This is a genomic window from Xanthobacter versatilis (genome assembly GCF_043193975.1).
GTDB lineage: Bacteria > Pseudomonadota > Alphaproteobacteria > Rhizobiales > Xanthobacteraceae > Xanthobacter > Xanthobacter autotrophicus_E.
In genome coordinates this window covers 19,659-36,008 of sequence record NZ_JBAFVB010000002.1, presented here as the reverse complement: position 1 = coordinate 36,008, position 16,350 = coordinate 19,659, and the positions used below count along the sequence as shown (strand labels likewise).

At 63.7% G+C, this 16,350-nt stretch carries 16 protein-coding genes and 1 tRNA gene; 13 read left to right on the top strand and 4 right to left on the bottom strand.

Features of this window, described 5'->3' with window-relative positions; translation table 11 throughout:
• Window positions 1–2: 2 nt before the first annotated feature.
• The gene (locus V5F66_RS03865) at window positions 3–893 is read right to left on the bottom strand and encodes an alpha/beta hydrolase (protein WP_394093298.1); all 891 of its coding nucleotides are present in this window, start codon (window positions 891–893) and stop codon (window positions 3–5) included.
• A 209-nt stretch (window positions 894–1,102) separates the two neighbouring features.
• On the opposite strand from V5F66_RS03865, the gene V5F66_RS03860 reads away from it, so the two are divergent.
• A tRNA-Met gene (locus V5F66_RS03860) sits at window positions 1,103–1,179 on the top strand.
• Here V5F66_RS03860 and V5F66_RS03855 read toward each other — a convergent pair.
• Window positions 1,136–2,890: a recombinase family protein gene (locus V5F66_RS03855; RefSeq protein ID WP_012116543.1), complete on the bottom strand. Its 1,755-nt coding sequence runs from the start codon at window positions 2,888–2,890 to the stop codon at window positions 1,136–1,138. The genes V5F66_RS03860 and V5F66_RS03855 overlap by 44 nt on opposite strands.
• Window positions 2,891–2,909: 19 nt before the next feature.
• Entirely contained in the window at window positions 2,910–3,137 is a 228-nt protein-coding gene (locus V5F66_RS03850; RefSeq protein ID WP_229644185.1) for a hypothetical protein, read from the bottom strand.
• A gap of 252 nt (window positions 3,138–3,389) precedes the next feature.
• Between V5F66_RS03850 and V5F66_RS03845 the strand changes: the two genes are divergently transcribed.
• The 11 genes from V5F66_RS03845 to V5F66_RS03795 all read left to right on the top strand — a co-directional run bounded on the left by V5F66_RS03845 (window position 3,390) and on the right by V5F66_RS03795 (window position 15,190).
• Entirely contained in the window at window positions 3,390–3,692 is a 303-nt protein-coding gene (locus V5F66_RS03845) for a hypothetical protein (protein WP_012116544.1), read from the top strand.
• On the top strand, window positions 3,689–4,132 hold the full coding sequence (locus V5F66_RS03840; RefSeq protein WP_394068980.1) for a type II toxin-antitoxin system VapC family toxin: 444 nt from the start codon (window positions 3,689–3,691) through the stop codon (window positions 4,130–4,132). The genes V5F66_RS03845 and V5F66_RS03840 overlap by 4 nt, the downstream gene beginning before the upstream one ends.
• Window positions 4,129–5,520 (top strand): SIR2 family protein, encoded by a 1,392-nt coding sequence (locus tag V5F66_RS03835; RefSeq protein WP_394093297.1) that lies wholly within the window; start codon window positions 4,129–4,131, stop codon window positions 5,518–5,520. The genes V5F66_RS03840 and V5F66_RS03835 overlap by 4 nt, the downstream gene beginning before the upstream one ends.
• 2 nt (window positions 5,521–5,522) lie before the next feature.
• Complete coding sequence (locus tag V5F66_RS03830) at window positions 5,523–7,517, top strand: ATP-binding protein (protein ID WP_394093559.1); 1,995 nt, start codon at window positions 5,523–5,525, stop codon at window positions 7,515–7,517.
• Between the two features lie 21 nt (window positions 7,518–7,538).
• Entirely contained in the window at window positions 7,539–8,060 is a 522-nt protein-coding gene (locus V5F66_RS03825; RefSeq protein ID WP_012116548.1) for a hypothetical protein, read from the top strand.
• 187 nt (window positions 8,061–8,247) lie between these two features.
• Window positions 8,248–9,441 carry a hypothetical protein gene (locus V5F66_RS03820; RefSeq protein WP_012116549.1) on the top strand — a complete coding sequence of 398 codons (1,194 nt, stop codon included), beginning with the start codon at window positions 8,248–8,250 and terminating at the stop codon, window positions 9,439–9,441.
• 173 nt (window positions 9,442–9,614) lie between these two features.
• The gene (locus tag V5F66_RS03815) at window positions 9,615–11,678 is read left to right on the top strand and encodes a ParB/RepB/Spo0J family partition protein (RefSeq protein ID WP_394093296.1); all 2,064 of its coding nucleotides are present in this window, start codon (window positions 9,615–9,617) and stop codon (window positions 11,676–11,678) included.
• A gap of 92 nt (window positions 11,679–11,770) precedes the next feature.
• A complete protein-coding gene (locus V5F66_RS03810; protein ID WP_394093295.1) occupies window positions 11,771–12,808 on the top strand; it encodes a DUF7146 domain-containing protein in 1,038 nt (345 codons plus the stop codon).
• A 339-nt stretch (window positions 12,809–13,147) separates the two neighbouring features.
• Window positions 13,148–14,071, top strand: a complete 924-nt coding sequence (locus tag V5F66_RS03805; protein WP_012116552.1) for a DUF2493 domain-containing protein — start codon at window positions 13,148–13,150, stop codon at window positions 14,069–14,071.
• Window positions 14,072–14,456: 385 nt separating this feature from the next.
• Complete coding sequence (locus V5F66_RS03800; protein ID WP_188079546.1) at window positions 14,457–14,624, top strand: hypothetical protein; 168 nt, start codon at window positions 14,457–14,459, stop codon at window positions 14,622–14,624.
• A gap of 137 nt (window positions 14,625–14,761) precedes the next feature.
• Window positions 14,762–15,190, top strand: coding sequence for a hypothetical protein (locus V5F66_RS03795; protein WP_012116554.1), 429 nt, complete (start codon window positions 14,762–14,764; stop codon window positions 15,188–15,190).
• Between the two features lie 354 nt (window positions 15,191–15,544).
• Here V5F66_RS03795 and V5F66_RS03790 read toward each other — a convergent pair whose 3' ends face one another.
• Window positions 15,545–15,754: a hypothetical protein gene (locus V5F66_RS03790; RefSeq protein WP_012116555.1), complete on the bottom strand. Its 210-nt coding sequence runs from the start codon at window positions 15,752–15,754 to the stop codon at window positions 15,545–15,547.
• Between the two features lie 134 nt (window positions 15,755–15,888).
• Between V5F66_RS03790 and V5F66_RS03785 the strand changes: the two genes are divergently transcribed.
• Window positions 15,889–16,236, top strand: coding sequence for a hypothetical protein (locus V5F66_RS03785; RefSeq protein WP_238513336.1), 348 nt, complete (start codon window positions 15,889–15,891; stop codon window positions 16,234–16,236).
• The last annotated feature ends 114 nt before the right edge of the window (window positions 16,237–16,350 follow it).

Here is a 16,350-nt window from a genome sequence, read left to right as displayed (position 1 = left end):
CTTCAGCCGCCGAGCCTTTCGCCTAGAAAAGCCCCGGCCTCTGCCAGCGCCCGGCGCCCGTCGGCGAGGCGGTGGTACCAGATGGGCCAGGCGTGGATCATGTGCGGATAGATGGATAGGCGCACCTCTCCATCACAGGCGCCGATCCGACCGGCCATGCGCACCGCGTCATCCAGCAGGGTTTCCGCCGATCCCACCTGAATGAGGATGGGCGGCAGGCCCGAAAGATCCGCAAGAAGCGGGCTGACCAACGGATCCGTCCGGCTTCCACCCCCCGAAAGATAGGCCTCAGCCAGCATTTCGAGATAGGCCCGGTGGATGAGTGGATCCACCGCATCCTTGGTATCGATGCTGGCGCCCGTCATGCGGAGGTCCACCCAGGGCGAGACCAGCCAGCCGCACGCCGGCAAGTCCAGGCCCGTGGCCCGCAGCCGCTGGAATAGCGCCAGCGACAGCCCGCCCCCCGCGCTGTCGCCGCCGACTGCGATGTGGCGCGCCGCATAACCCTGCGCCAGCAGGAAACCATAGGCCGCCTCGGCATCCTCCAACGCGGCGGGAAAGGGATGCTCGGGCGCGAGGCGATAGGCGATGGCCAGGGTGCGGATGCCGGCCGCCCGCCCTGCCCCCGTCACCATGGTGCGATGGCTCTTCAGCGAGCCGGAGGAGTAGCCGCCCCCATGCAGGAACAGTAGCACCCGCGCCTGATCCGCCCCCGGCGCCAGCGACCATTCGCCGGGTACGCCGCCCGCGTCCACGAGCGTCACGGTGATGTCGGGATCGATGGGGTCGATGGCGGTGACCTGATCCATCCGCGCGCGCCGCTCGGCCAGGGTCTGGGGCCGGGGACTTGCGGCGAGGATCGCGCGCAGCGCATCCATGTCGGAATTACCCATCGGCGCTCTCCCGGGTTCTGATTGTCGCCATCCTGGGCGTTTTCCGAGGACTGGCAAGGGCTGGCGCGGGACCGGCCGGGTCGACGCAAGGCGCGTCGTCCACAGGGCGGCCCGCTCGCGGGCATTATTTCCGCGCCAGCCCTTTCAATCGGGAACGAGGGTTGCTACATACGCCTCGTCGACGGGCGGTTCGCCGGCTCGACAATTGACGCGGGGTGGAGCAGCCCGGTAGCTCGTCAGGCTCATAACCTGAAGGTCGTAGGTTCAAATCCTACCCCCGCAACCATCTCAAATTGCGATACCAAATCGCGCAAATCAGCCGCCCCCACCGGGCGGCTTTTTTGCGTTCGCAAGTTCTGATCAGAGCAGGTCCCCGCAACCATCTCGACTTGCGATCGGCCCGCCCCTCTGGCGGGCCGTTTGCTTTTGAGCGAAATCGCAAGAATTCCAGCCAGATCACCTCGCACGTCGACCCGAAGCTCGCCTTCTGCCGGCGTCAGGATGATCTCCTTCACCAGCGAGCGAATCAGGTCGGCCGCCGTCATCCGCTTTTCCTCCGAATCCTCCTGAAGCGCCGCATACAGCTCATCCACCTGGGCGTGGTAGTGATGCGCCATGTTTGGATGCAGGAGGGGCGGCGGCTCCTGGGCGTCCTGCAGGAACGCTTTTAGCTCCTTCTGGCGAGCCTCCAGCTCCTTCATCTGCTTCATCATCCGGGTGGGGGCGTCGTCGCTGTCGGACGCGAGGATGAGCTTCATCAACTTGTCGAGTTCCCGGTCGATTCGCTTGATCTCGGCCTCGGCCGCATCGATCGACGCTCGGCCTTCCATGCGCAGCCGATTCATCTCGCGGGTGAATTCCTCGCAGAATTCTTTGAACAGCGCTGGGTCCATCAGGTGATGGCGCAGCGCGTTCAGGACGCGCGCCTCGAACTGATCGCGCCGGATGTTCCTGCGATTGTCGCAAGTGCCCTTATTCCGGGCTGTCGAGCAGCCAACCAGGTCAGCCGAGATCATCGAATAGCCACCGCCACAGCAGGCGCACTTGGTCAGGCCCGAGAAAAGGTATTTGGGGCGCCGACGTTCCCGGAAGTGGTTCTCGGTCTCGCCGTTGTCGCTACGGTTCAGTTTGACCGCTTTCTGGCGATCCTTGACCGCCCGCCACAGCTCGTCGTCAAGGATGCGCAACTCGGGCACATCCTGGGTGATCCAGTCCTCCTCCGGGTTTATGCGCGCCTGGCGCTTGCCAGTGTCCGGGTCTTTGATGAAGCGCTGACGGTTCCAGACCAGCTTGCCAACGTACATCTCGTTGTTGAGGATTCCGTTGCCGCGCTTCGGATTGCCGTTGATCGTGCTGAAGCCCCATTCTCCACCGCCCGGCGCGGAGATGCCCTCCTTGTTCAGCTCGAAGGCAATTCGCTTCGCCGACTTTCCGGCCGAATAGTCACGGAAGATGCGGCGGATGACCCCCGCCTGAAACTCGTTGATGGTCCGGTCGCCGCGTATGGGCTCGCCGCCGGCGTCGAACTTCTTCACCACATCATAGCCATAGGCGTTGCCGCCGCCGGACTTGCCCATCTCGACGCGCCCGCGCTGGCCTCGGCGCGTCTTGTCGGCGAGATCCTTGAGGAACAGGGCGTTCATCGTGCCCTTCAGACCGACATGCAGATGCGTGACTTCGCCCTCGGAGAGCGTGACGATCTTCACGTCCGCATAGGCCATGCGCTTGTAGAGGCCGGCAATGTCCTCCTGATCGCGCGAAAGACGATCCATCGCCTCGGCCAGCACGTACTGGAAACGGCCGCGCGCTGCGTCCGAGATCAGGGCTTGGATACCGGGACGAAGAAGGGAGGCGCCGGAAATGGCGTGGTCGGTATATTCCTCGACCACCTGCCAACCCTGCTTCTCGGCATGGAGGCGGCAGATGCGGAGCTGGTCGGCGATGGAGGCGTCGCGCTGATTGTCGGACGAATAGCGGGCGTAGATCGCGACTTTCAAAGCGCACTCTCCTGAGGTGTCAGGAGCGCGTCGTGCTGCGTTCCTTCATCTGCTCTTCGAACACCTCCCGCGCAGCACGACGGGCGAGCAGGCGAGCCAACTCGCTCAGGCGCGGGTCGGGACCGTCGCCGCGGCGCACGAGCGACAGTTCCGGCTCGACGAGCCGAAGCGCGCTCCTTTGCTGCTGGCGTTTGTCCTGGTCCATCGTTGCGCCGTTCGATAGCGATTGCAAGTTGATCGGCTTCACGATTGTTGTGAATCGAAGTATAAGCAACGCAAATCAACGGAGAGTATTCGACGGCATTCGGCATATTGTTGCTGGTGCTGGCGCCATCCGGCGTAGAAAAGCGCATCACAGCAGACGGAAAATACCGGCATCGGATGGCGCGGCGATCCGCTCTCTGGCCAAGCCTGTCTGAAACGCGTTTCGCCATCGCGTCCTCACTTGTCTGCACAACAAATCTGGGCTATATATCCAGATATAGCATGGAGGGTGGCCATGGGCAATGCTGCACAGAAGAGAGCGATCCAGAATTACCGCGCCCGTCTGACGCAGCGCGGCTTCACGCGCTTCGAGATCATGGCGCTCGAATCCGATCGCGAGCTGATACGCGCTCTTGCCCGTCGTCTGGCTGAGGAAGGGCCGGAAGCGGAGCAGGTTCGCGCGGCCGTGAAGACAGTCGTCGCTGGCGAACCACCCAAGCCCGGCGGCATCCTCACCGCTTTACGCCGCTCGCCGCTGGTGGGCGCGGAGCTTGATCTTTCCCGCCCGCGTGAAGAGGGGCGTAAGGTCGATCTGTGACGCGCTATCTCCTCGATACCAACATCATCAGCAATATCGTCAAGCCGCAGCCGTCGGCGTCGTTGCTGGCTTGGATGGCAACACAGCGCGACGAGGACCTGTTTATTGCGTCATTGACCGTCGCTGAAATTCGACGTGGCATTCTGGAAAAGCCCCGCGGCAAGAAACGCGATGCGCTCGACGCCTGGTTTGTCGGGCCGGAGGGGCCGCAGGCCCTGTTCACGGGCCGCATTTTATCCTTGGACGCCAAGGCCGGCCTGATCTGGGCGCGGCTGATGGCGGAGGGCAAGGTGGCGGGTCGTCCCCGTAGCGGACTCGACATGATCATCGCCGCCGTCGCCGGTGCGAATGAATGCGTCGTGGTGACTGACAACGAGAAGGACTTCGCCGGGCTCCAGATCATCAATCCGTTGCGTGGCGGCCTGGAGGGGGAAAAATGAAGATGGCGCCGCCGCCTGTACCCATCGAGTACCAGCTCATCGGTCTGACCGAAGACGGCAATGCTGGAGATCTCCTGCTTGGGCTTGACCAGAAACAGGGGCGAGTTCGCCTCCAAGCTCTGATCTCCGAATGGCTACGCATGGAAAACCTCGTGGTTTTGACGGGTTCCGGTACGTCGGTTTCAGCCGGCGGGAAGACCATGGCGAATCTTGAAACCGCTGTCTTCGAAACGATCGAGGCCCTCCCGGATGTGCCTGCCTCAATCGGCCCCATCATCAAGGCGCGGAGGGACGCCGTCTGGCTGGCTAATTTTATCGATGAACCGACGCTAGGTTTCGAAGCTTGGCTATCCTTCGTCGCCAACGCCTTGGTCATTGGCCAGTCGAAAGACGCACCATTCTCCGGTGTCACCTGGCCGAGCACACCCGCACCAAGCTTTGACGATCTCCAGTGGTTCGTAAACCATCTGCGCATGTCGATTTTCGCAGAATGCGCGCTGTCCTTGCCCGATAAGGCCATGGCGAAGTCGATAAGAGAGACCCCGCCGCAGCTCGCATTTCTCTCCAAGCTCGTCGCCCGAGATAGCAATCTCGGGCGAACTCATCTTTTCACGTTGAACTACGACACCCTGTTCGAGCAGGCGCTGGAGTTGCTCGGCATCCAGTATTTCGATGGGTTCACCGGCCGCGCCGCAGCGCGGTTCGATCCCTCCGTCTACGGCCTTGACGTCTATTATCCGGGGGAAGTCGCCGAAGGCCGAGTCCGGCGCTTCGACAAGTTCCTGCATTTTTACAAGCTGCATGGGTCAATTCACTGGTTCGAGCAAGATGGCGAGATGCGGGCGCGGCACCCCGACCTCGCGCCGTTCCGAGCCTATGTGGACTTGAAGCCGGAGGAGAAGGCAGCCGCACTCGTTGATCTTGCCGAGGGAACCGCATCGATCGGTATTCTGCCGACCGCGAATAAGTTCACGCAGACGCTGACGATGCCGTATGCGCATCTCTTCCGATCATTCCAAGTGCGCCTCGGCATCCCTCAGACGTTCCTGCTCGTCCTCGGCTACGGCTTCGGCGACGATCATGTCAGCCGAATCATCGAGAGTGCCTTGATCAACCCGTCGCTGGTTATGCTGGTGGTGGAGCCCAATCCGGAGAGCCCGGTCGTCGAGCGCATCCGGCGGTACAAGGACCTTGGCAAGCGCGCTTTCGTGTTGTGCCCGACCGACGCAGCCTTTGCGGCTGCCACGTTCAAGCACGCGACCTTTGATGATTTTGCGCGGTCAGCGATGCCCGACGTCCAACGGCTCGACGATTTCTTGCGTCTGCGTCGTTTTGAAAAGCAGATCGCCTCGTCTGCAATGCCCGCCGAACCCGATACGGGGGCTTGACCATGGATAATCCTAGACTTGTCGGCCACATCGTCGCTGTTCAGGGGTTTCGGGTGAAAGTCGAGCTTTTGCCCGAAACCCGCTCGGCGCTTCGCGCGACCCTTGACGGCGTCCAGGTCGCGATCGCCATCAACGCCTACCTGACATTTTCATTGGGGGCGGGCGAAACCGTCATCGGCATCATTACCGACCTCGAGGCGCGCGAGAGCTTCGACCCTGCAAGTGGCGACGACCTCAGCCTTGAGTTGATGAAGTCTCGCCGGATCGCCAGCGTGCAGTTGCTGGGCACGATCGAGAACATTGGTGACGACGCCTCCTTCAGCCCGGGCATATCCGTTCTGCCAACCCTCGATACCCCTGCTGAGATCGGATCGCCGGCCGTGCTGCGCGCTGTGTTCGAGCTTCCGCCGCGGCGCAATAGGCCAGAAGGCTATGATGACAAGGACTTCGACTACGACCTGAAAATCGGGTTTCCAACGGGCCAGACGCGCAATGTCGTGCGCGCCTCCTACAACGATCTGTTTTCGCGCCCTCTGGCGATCGTCGGCAACACCGGCTCGGGCAAGTCCTTTTCCGTTTCCAGCCTGATCCAGAAGGCGATGAAGGCGCTCGATGGTGCCGCCGAGGAGCCGCATGTCTTTATCCTCGACATTAATGGCGAGTATGAAAAGGCATTCCCAACAGGCAAGACCGTCACACGATTGCCCGATCGCATCTACCTCAACGGTGAAGAATTCGGCCTTCCACTCTGGTTTCTCAATGCTGAAGAGATCTGCGCTTGGTTGAGCGCTGCCGAACAAACGCAGGAGCCGGTCCTGAAGGATTGGTGGGCGATCGCGAAGGGCGGGAATGCTGATGAGGTTTCGAATCTTAATACATTCCAGAGTGCTTTAAGCTCAATCGAAAAGCTGCTTTCCGATCTCCAAAAGATACAACGGAAGTCGGCTGGTTCATATTGCGATCTGATTGTAGGCTATCTGGCGAATTCCGACATCGATACAGCCTCATTTGAAACTCTGTTCGCATCGCACAAAGCGATCACCGGTTTCAATCAAGAGGTCCTCGCGAATGCTGCTCAGATCGAAGCCGAGGCTCGAAAGCTCCAGGATGAAATCCGCGCAAAGATCATCGGCGGCAGCCATGTCGCCGAGACTGCCGTTCGGACAGCCGATTCACCGTTGCGCATCTCCCGTTCGACGTTGACAGATCCATCCCTGATCAATCGAGCGGTGTCCAAGGAAGATACCATAAGGGTCGATGCACACCTCACGACGTTGAAACTGAGGTTGAAGACGCGCCTCGACGATAAACGCTGGCATTCGTTTCTCAATTTTGAGAACGCCGAAACTAGCATCCCGGATCTGGCATCGTGGTTTTCCCGTTTTGGTCTCGGAAATGCGGGCGGGCCTAAGGTGTCGGTGCTCGACTTATCCATGTTGGGAAACGAGATTCTCCCTTATGCTTGCGCCGTCATCGGGCGCGTACTCCTCGAGGCAAGGGAGCGATTGCCGGCGGCATCACGCTATAAGCATCCTTGGGTGCTCGTCCTGGAGGAGGCGCACAACTACGCGCGGCCGGCGCGATCGGACGAAGACCGCGGCCATCGCCTCGCACGTCTCGCCTATGAGCGTATCGCCAAGGAGGGACGGAAGTTTGGCCTCTCACTGATCATCGCCAGCCAGCGACCGAGCGAGATCAGCCAGACAATTATCAGCCAGTGTGCCAACTTCATCAGCCATCGTCTGCAGAACCCGGACGACATCGACCATTTCCGACGCATCATCCCGATGCAGGCGCGGCGTTTGCTCGATCAGGTGACGATTTTGTCGTCGGGCGAGGCGATCGTTTTCGGAAGCGCGTTCCATATCCCGGCGCGGGTTCAGTTCGATCGACCGGAGCCTGGCCCCTATAGCCAGACGGCAGCGCCGTACCACGAATGGTCGAAGGAAAGAGCTCCGTTTCCTCTGCGCCAAATCATTGACGCTTGGGGCGCATAGCTCAGAGGAGCCATCTGCCCCATGTCTCTCAAGCCATTCGACTCCCTTCTCGAGCCCGATCCCCGGTTCGCTGACCTCTATGTTATTGAGCAAGATGTCGCGCGTCGAATGACGCTTCGAGACCATCATGCCGGAATAGTTGATGTCGGCTTGAAGGGTGCGGCACCCGTAGAGGTTCAAAAGGCCTTCGACAGAGCGCGTAGCATCATGCTTTACGCCTTTTTTGACTACGATCTCTTCGTGGTGGGAGAAATCCAAGCATTCGGAGCTTTCGAGCTAGCGCTCAAATTTCGTTTGAGTGGGCATGGTGGAGACGCACGCGGCACGCTGCGCAATCTGGTCGATCGAGCACGCAAAACGGGCGCGTTGCCGCCAATGGTCGAGGGCAGCATGCTGATGGCCGATCCTGTCGAGGCGCTTATCGCATTACGTAATGGTCTGTCCCACGGCAGCGCTGAAATTCATTCCCCCGGCATGGCGCTGAAGATCCTGGCGGCTTGCGCCGACTGGATCTATCTCCTGTTCCCGAGCCGGCCTGAATGAATCCGGCTCTTCTGATGTGACGCTGCTAGGGGAAAGCCTTCCCCTGCGGCCGAGCCAGGTCTCGGCCGACCCCATCGAGCGGGGAGCCCCCGCAACGCCCCTCAAGAGTCAGAGGGTGGACCGGTTTTCCGTGACGGGTTGACTGCCGGGAGAGAGGCTGCCGGCGCCCGTCATGGAGAACGATCCCATGAACGAACAGGTTCTGGACGCCCGCGGTGATCCGAGCGGCGGGTATAAGGTGGATGTCAATCGCGGCGAGCGCGTCGGCCGCGTGTCGTCGGAGTGGTTCTCCCGGCCGGCGGACGAACGCTATCTGTCCCTGTCGGAGCTGTATGGCGCGGTGCGCGGCCGGTCCGACCGGAGCCGGACCCGGACGGTGGAGAGCGCGGCTATCCGCGTCAAAGCGAGCCGAGAGGCGCCGGACCGGCTGACGCTCGCGCTGCCGGGGACGGAGGCTCCTGTTGCGCCGACCCACTGGAGCTTCGGCCAGCTTGCAAGCCTCATCGGCGCGCCGGCGGCCTACCTGCGGCAACTCCCGGCTCCGCTCGCCGGCATCAATCTGCAGCACGGCCTGCTGACGCACCGCGCTGAGCAGGTGAAGACGCTGGAGGTGGAGGACGGCCGCGTCGAGCTACGGGCCGTGACCGGTCCCGACTACGGCCGCATCTACGACCACGAGCTGGTGGATGCCGTGCGCCGCATCGCCGGCAATGGCACCGGCGACACCCGCTGGAAGGTGCCGGGTGTGCTCGACTGGTCGACAGGCATCTACAATCCCCGCGTCGACATCACCAAGGACACCACCACGCTCTACGCCTCGGATCGGGACGTCTTCCTGTTCCTGGTGGATGATCTCAATCCCATCGAGGCTGGCCGGCTGCCGGACGGCTCTCCGGACCTGTTTTTTCGGGGCTTCTATTGCTGGAACTCGGAGGTGGGCGCCAAGACGCTGGGGATCGCCAGCTTCTACCTGCGGGCCGTCTGCCAGAACCGCAACCTGTGGGGCGTCGAGGATTTCGAGGAGATCACCATCCGGCACTCCAAGTATGCCGCATCTCGGTTCGCCCATCAGGCGGCGCCGGCTTTGGAGCGCTTTGCTAACTCCTCCCCCATGCCCTTCGTCAACGGCATCAAGGCGGCACGCGAGCGCATCGTGGCGCGCACCGACGAGGACCGCACCGAGTTCCTGCGCCGCAAGGGCTTCTCCAAGGCGGAGACGCAGAAGGTGATCGAGACCGTGCTGGCCGAAGAAGGTCGCAAGCCGGAGAGCATCTTCGACTTCGTGCAGGGCATCACGGCCGTGGCCCGGGACAAGCCCCACCAGGATGCCCGCCTCGATCTGGAGGCGCGGGCGAAGAAACTCCTCGACCGCGCCGTCTGAGATCCGCGAAGCCGGAGATGCGGAATGTCGTGTCTCCGGCTTCGTGTTGTTCCGGATTTCCGGATCATCGGTTCTGCGGCGCTGCCCTCAGAGGAAGAGGGCGGCGCCGTCCTTCGTGACGGGTTGGAGGCCAGAGAGAGGTTCTCTGGCCGCCCGTCGCGGAGAAATATCCCATGGCCACGGCCGTTCAGAAGATCACCCTTTCGTCCTCCCGCGACATCCCTTTCAACAAGCTGGTGCTGAGTCAGGCCAACGTCCGCCGGGTGAAGGCGGGCGTCTCCATCGAGGAACTCGCCGAGGACATCGCCCGGCGCGGCCTGCTCCAGGGCCTCAATGTCCGAGCCGTGGTCGATCCCGACGGCGTCGAGACCGGCATGTATGAGATCCCGGCCGGCGGGCGGCGCTATCGGGCGCTGGAGCTGCTGGTGAAGCGCAAGCGCCTCGCCAGGACGGCCCCGGTGCCATGCATTGTCCGTGAGGGCGGCATCGCCGAGGAGGATTCCCTCGCCGAGAATGTCCAGCGCGCGCCGCTCCATCCCCTCGACCAGTTCCGTGCCTTTCTCGCTCTGCGGGAGAAGGGCCAGTCCGAGGAGGAGATCGCCGCCGCCTTCTTCGTCTCGGTCGCGGTGGTGAAGCAGCGGCTGAAGCTCGCCTCGCTCTCTCCGACGCTCCTCGACACCTATGCCGAGGATGGCCTCACCCTCGACCAGCTCATGGCCTTCACCGTATCGGGCGACCATGAACGGCAGGAGCAGGTGCTGGAGCGTCTCGCCCAAGCTTACGACAAGCAGCCCTATGTCATCCGGCGCATGCTGACGGAGGGCGCGGTGCGGGCATCCGACAAGCGGGCCCGCTTCATCGGCATCGAGGCCTACGAGATGGCCGGCGGCACGGTGCTGCGCGACCTGTTCCAGGGCGATGACGGTGGCTGGCTGCAGGATGTGCCCCTCGTCGACCGGATGGTGGCCGAGAAGCTCGTCGCCGAGGCCGACGTGATCCGGAGCGAGGGTTGGAAGTGGATCGAGGTCGCGCCGGACTTCGCCTATGGCCACACCTATGGCCTACGCCAATTGCGGGGCGAGCCCATGCATTTGACCGAAGCGGAGGAGGCTGCGCGGGAGGCAGCCCAGGGGGAATACGATCGTCTGTCCGAAGAACATGCCGATGTCGACGAGCTTCCCGAAGAGGTCGACGCGCGGCTCGGGGCACTCGAGGCGATGCTGGAGGCCTTCGAAGCGCGTCCTCTCGCGTTCGATCCGGCGGAGGTCGCCCGGGCCGGCGCCTTCGTCAGCATCGCACAGGATGGAAAGCTCCGGGTGGAACGGGGTTTCGTCCGCCCGGAGGACGAGGTGCCGGTCGAGGAGGACCATGACCCTTCCATCGAGACCGACGGTGCCAACCTCGTGGCCTCATCCCCTCGGCAGGAGGCGGCAGCAGGCGATGCTCCTGGCGAGCCCGAGGAGGAGGACGGCCTCACCCCCATCTCCGACCGGCTGCTCACGGAGCTGACCACCCACCGCACCCTCGGCCTGCGCCATTCGCTGGGCGAGCAGCCTGACGTCGCCTTCCTTGCCGCGGTCCATGCCCTGACGCTGAAAGCTTTCTACGCCTATGGCTCGGACAGCTGCCTTGAGCTCGATCTCAAGAGCGTCTCGTTCAATGCCCAGGCGCCGGGCCTCAATGACAGCGTCTCCGCCGAGGCGATCCGTGTCCGGCATGAGAGCTGGGTCAAGGCTCTGCCCAAGGAGTCCGGCTCGCTCTGGGACACCTTGAGCGGGTGGGACCTCGACAGCCGGGCCGCACTGTTCGCCCATGTGGTGAGCCTATCGGTCAATGCGGTGCATGAGGCCTGGAACCGCCGTCCTCGCGCCTTCGCCCATGCCGATAGGCTGGCGCAGGCGGTGTCGCTCGACATGGCAGCCGTCGGATGGAAGCCCACGGTGGACACCTTCCTCGGCAGGGTCACCAAGGCCCGCATCCTGCAGGCGGTGACCGAGGCCAAGGGGGAGCGCCCGGCCGAGCGGATCGCCCACCTCAAGAAGGGCGACATGGCCCGGGAGGCCGAGACCCTCCTCGCCGACAGCGGCTGGCTCCCGGAGGCGCTGCGGACCCTGCCCTTGGACACCGTCGGCGAGGAAACGGCGGAGACCGACGGCGAAACGGCCATGGCCGACAGCGAAGACCTCGCCGACACTGAGGAGCCCGAAGCGATCTCCTCCTCGATCGCTGCCGAATAATCCTCCCCGGGCAACTTGGCCCGCCGCCTGTGGCTCCGCGATCCCCCCTATCGCGTGGCCCGGACGGCGGGCCATTTTCTTGGAGCGTCCCCATGACGGATGCTGCGCACGATCTCGCCCGGCGGCTGGGGCGGCAGGCGGAGGCAGTCTGCCGCCATTATCTCTCCGCGGGCCGACGGCAGGGGCACTATTGGCAGGTCGGCGATGTTCGCAACTCTCCCGGCCGCTCCATGTTCGTGCGGCTGACGGACACCGCGAAGGGCCCAGCCGGAAAATGGACCGACGCTGCCACGGGCGAGCACGGCGACCTCCTCGACGTGATCCGCGAAAGCCGGGGCCTGCTCAACTTCACCGATGTGGTCGCAGAGGCTCAAGCATTTCTGCGCCTTCCACCAATCTCACCAGACGCGGAAGCTCCTCATGGCGGAAAGCAATGTTCCTCACGTGATCCGGTCATCTCGGCACGACGGCTGTTCGCCGCTGCAGAGCCGATTTCGGGCACAATCGTAGAGGCGTATCTGCGGACCCGCGGCATCTCGGCTTTGCACGAAACCGGAAGCTTGCGCTTTCATCCTCGCTGCTTCTATCGCCCGGCTGCGCACGGGCCCATTCAACCCCTGCCGGCCATGATCGCTGCCGTCACCGACCTCAGGGGACGGATCATGGGCATCCACCGGACGTGGCTCGCTCCGGACGGATCGGACAAGGCGGCAATCGCCACGCCCCGGCGGGCCATAGGTCACCTGCTGGAGCATGCCGTTCGCTTCGGCCGAGTTGATGACGTGATGGCTGCCGGAGAGGGCATCGAGACGATCCTTTCCCTCCGCGGCGTGTTGCCAAGCCTCCCGACGGCAGCGGCGCTCTCGGCCGCCCACCTTTCCGCCATCGCCTTTCCACCCGGGCTACGGCGGCTCTACATCGCCCGCGACACCGATCCGGCCGGCAACAGGGCACGGGACAGCCTCATTGCACGAGCGAACTCCACCGGGATCGAGGCCATCGTGCTCTCGCCGACGCTTGGCGACTTCAACGAAGATCTGCGCGCCTTTGGCGTTGACGCCTTGCGGGCGCAACTCCGATGTCAGCTTGCTCCCGAGGACGTCGCCCGCTTGTCCGTGACGAGCCCATGATCTGGAGTGGCTGCGAGCGGGAATGCTCTTCCGCCACGCTCTGATACCCACCGCCGACAGAGAACCCGCAGCCAGGCCTTCCAGAGGGCGATCGGCCGGCAGTCGTCCCGGACCGGCAATGGCTCCGGCCGGTGATTTTCCGTCGCCGGTGTTTCCCCACGACGCAGGCGTCGCAGGGCCCCGACACGCGGCGTTCCATCGCGAAGCAAAATCCCCGGCCTTCGCCATCCTCCGCTCACGCTCCGGCCCCGCGCTTCCCGCGGGGTGCAGGTCCGTCCCGCCCGCCGGCTTCGTCGCCATGAAGGCCGCAAGGCTGCGGTCCAACCGACGGAGCCTCCCATGAGCACCGAGCACGACGGACCCCGCCACGCTTCCTCTCCCACCGATCACCTGCTGCAGGAACTTCAGCTCTATGGCTACCGTCCCTCGGACGACGAAACGGATCCGCGGCCGCTTCCCGATGCCGACCGCATCACCGGCGCAATTGCCGACATCTTCGATGCCCTCATCGCGACGCTGCAAGACACTCGCCTCGAGCCGGACCTTCCCGATCTCCTGTGGTCGACCGTCCATCTCTTCCACCGTGCCGCCGGCCGTATCTCGGGCACCCTTGACGACAACGAGCAAGGCCAGCGCCGCAGCCAGCAGGAACAGGACGGCAGCGAGGTGCGCTCGGCGGAGCTGGAGCGACTCATCGCCGAGGGCCAGAGCCTCATGGAACGCCGCAACACCTTCGAGCTGATGCGCGACGAGGCTGCCGATGCCTTCGAACGGCACACCGGCTCAGCCTGGCGCCCGCGCTCCGGATCCCTGGTGAACCATCGGCACCTCACCGCAGCCCTCATCGACAGCCGCGATTTCCTCGCCGCCCGCAGGCGGGCTGAGACCGAGGTGATGATGCCCACAGGTCCGAAGATCGCCTTTTCCGGCGGCGACACGATGGACCACACGCACATCTGGGCGAAGCTCGATCAGGTCCGCGCGAAGCACCCTGACATGGTGCTGCTGCACGGTGGCTCGCCCAAGGGTGCCGAGAGGATCGCCGCCTGCTGGGCCGATGCCCGTAAGGTGCCGCAGGTCGCGTTCAAGCCCGACTGGACACGGCACGCCAAGGCCGCCCCCTTCAAGCGCAACGACCAGATGCTCTCGGTCATGCCCATCGGGGTCATTATCTTCCCCGGCACGGGCATCCAGGACAACCTCGCCGACAAGGCCCGCAAGCTCGGCATCCCGGTCTATCGGTTCGGGTCAGGCGGCGCATGAGCGCTGCCCCCTTCTCGACCATCGGAATCGAATTTCACGAGCCCTGAACGTTTCTCATGAAAGTGCTGGCTCCATTATCGATTTTCACCGGACTGACGAGCAGGACCTGTACTCATCAGACGTGTAGCTGAACAAAGCCTCCAGAGTCAGCTTATGCAGGGAGACGGCCGCACCTGCCGATCTTCGAGCGACCATCCACCCCCGCTTTTTTTGCGCTGATCCTTGGTCCGGCCGAGGGCCTGACGCCATCAACCCGCAAGGGGTCGGCTACGCACCGCGTGCCGCCGCTCCGCTTCGCCGTCGCGGTGATTGCGGCCATCGGCCGGACCAATCGGGCGCCTGTCAGCGGGGGATGGTCCTCCGCTTCGAGCAGGAGCCGGACCCCATGTCCTCTACCGATGCGCAGGCCTTCGCCCTCAGCCTTGCCAAGACCCTGATGGTCGTCATCGTGATCTTTCGCGCCGGCGACGGCAGCCTCTCGGTCGTGCCGGCCGACGAATTCGACGGCGATGCCTCCCAGATCGTCTGGGAGATTGATCCCTTCGCCAGATAGCGGAGGGAGCGCGGAAGTCCCGAGCATCCCCATTGCAGGGATTCCGGCGGCTTTTTCCCTTGCTATGCTGGTGATCGCGCCGCGGTGGTGGTGGTGGAAGGCGCAACCGTCAGAGCTTTCCTTATGGAGATACCACCATGATTTTCCTCGGCATCCTGCTTGGTCTCGCCGCCATCGCGTTATTCTGCTGGCTGCTGTTTACGCTCGCGGTCTTCGCGCTGCCGTTCTTCGCCGCTGTCAGCGCCGGCACTTGGGCACACCAAACCGGCGCGGGCTGGCTCGGTGCGATCGTCGTTGGCCTGATCGCCGGGGGCATCACGCTCGGCATCGGCCAGGTTCTGTTCGCGGTCGTTCGTCCGATGTGGGCGCGGCTCCTCTTTGCGCTCGCCTTCGTCATCCCGGCCGTCATCGTCGGCTATCACGCCACGCATGGCATCGCGAAGCTCGCCATGCCGTCCGAGACGTGGCAGATCGTCTTCTCGATCATCGGCGCTATTGCCATCGGCGTCACGACGCTGTTGCGGGTCGCGGCCAGCGCGTCCAGTTGGGACCTTGCGCAGATCTGAGCACGCTCCATGTCATTCGGCAGGGCCGGAGCCGAAAGAGCCTTGCCATCCATGCTGTCCGAGGATGCGGATCGGTGGCGCCGTCCGGATTGTGGCAGAGGCCCAAGCGGCGGTCGATCGCGATTACTTGAGACGAGACGACGCCACGTGGTCGGTCGCGGACCAGCGCATGATGGGAGCTATCTTATCTGGTCCTACCCGTCGCGGCGGAAGTGCACGGAGCCGGCCCGGAACGGGGGACGTGAAGCCGAAGAGGATCGGGCCGGTCTTCTGTGAGGTTGCGGAGGCCGCCATCATCCCCGTTCGGCATCCGTCCGTCGACGCGCCAAGTCGAACAGAGCCATTATTCATGGCTCACCCGATACCGCCCGCAAGCCCATAGAGCAGTCCGAGCACTGAACAGCCTGCCAAAATCGTCATCACGCCGAGGTGGAAGCGGAACACGGCGTTGAGCGCGGCAAGGGTGAGGATCAGGGACGCTGGCCGGATCGACGCCAACATCGGCACCTCCAGGCCCAGTCCCAGCGTGTTCAGCGTGATGATCTCGCCGAACAGCACGTGCAACAGGTGACCTCGTCGGCGCCCGCGTTGATCCTGCTCAAGGCGGTCCTTTCATGCGCACCTATGATGAGGCATAGTTCGCCGGTGAGGCGATGAGGCATATGATCAGGCTCAGGTCGGCAGCGGGGTGGGTGAAGGTGCTGCCAGCGATCCTGGTGGCAATGGCCATGCTGTTCGGACCCATCGCGAGCGCCTATTCCGCGCCGTGCCATGACGAGGATTCGGCATACGCAGCTGCGGCGGATCATCCGTACCAGATCGCCTCGCTTGATCCCGCAGATCATCATCCGGACGAGCCGACCCAACCCGCTGAACACGGAAAGTGCTGCAGCGTCTCCTGCAGTGTCTATGTGCCCGTGGCCGACGGCGCGAGCCTGCACGTTCTGGATCTGACCTTTGTTCGAGAGCCCTTTGATCTCGCCAACCAGGCCGCGGACGGCTTGGCGGTCTTGCCCGGCCTCGATCCCCCGCGTTTCCAGAGCTGATACCGGTCTCAACGCATTTCAGGCGTGAGGCGGACGCGCGAAGCAGCGCCCGTTGAGGGCGCCGGCGCGTCGACGTGCCGCAAGATGCCCCCGAAATCAGCGTCGGCCTCGTGC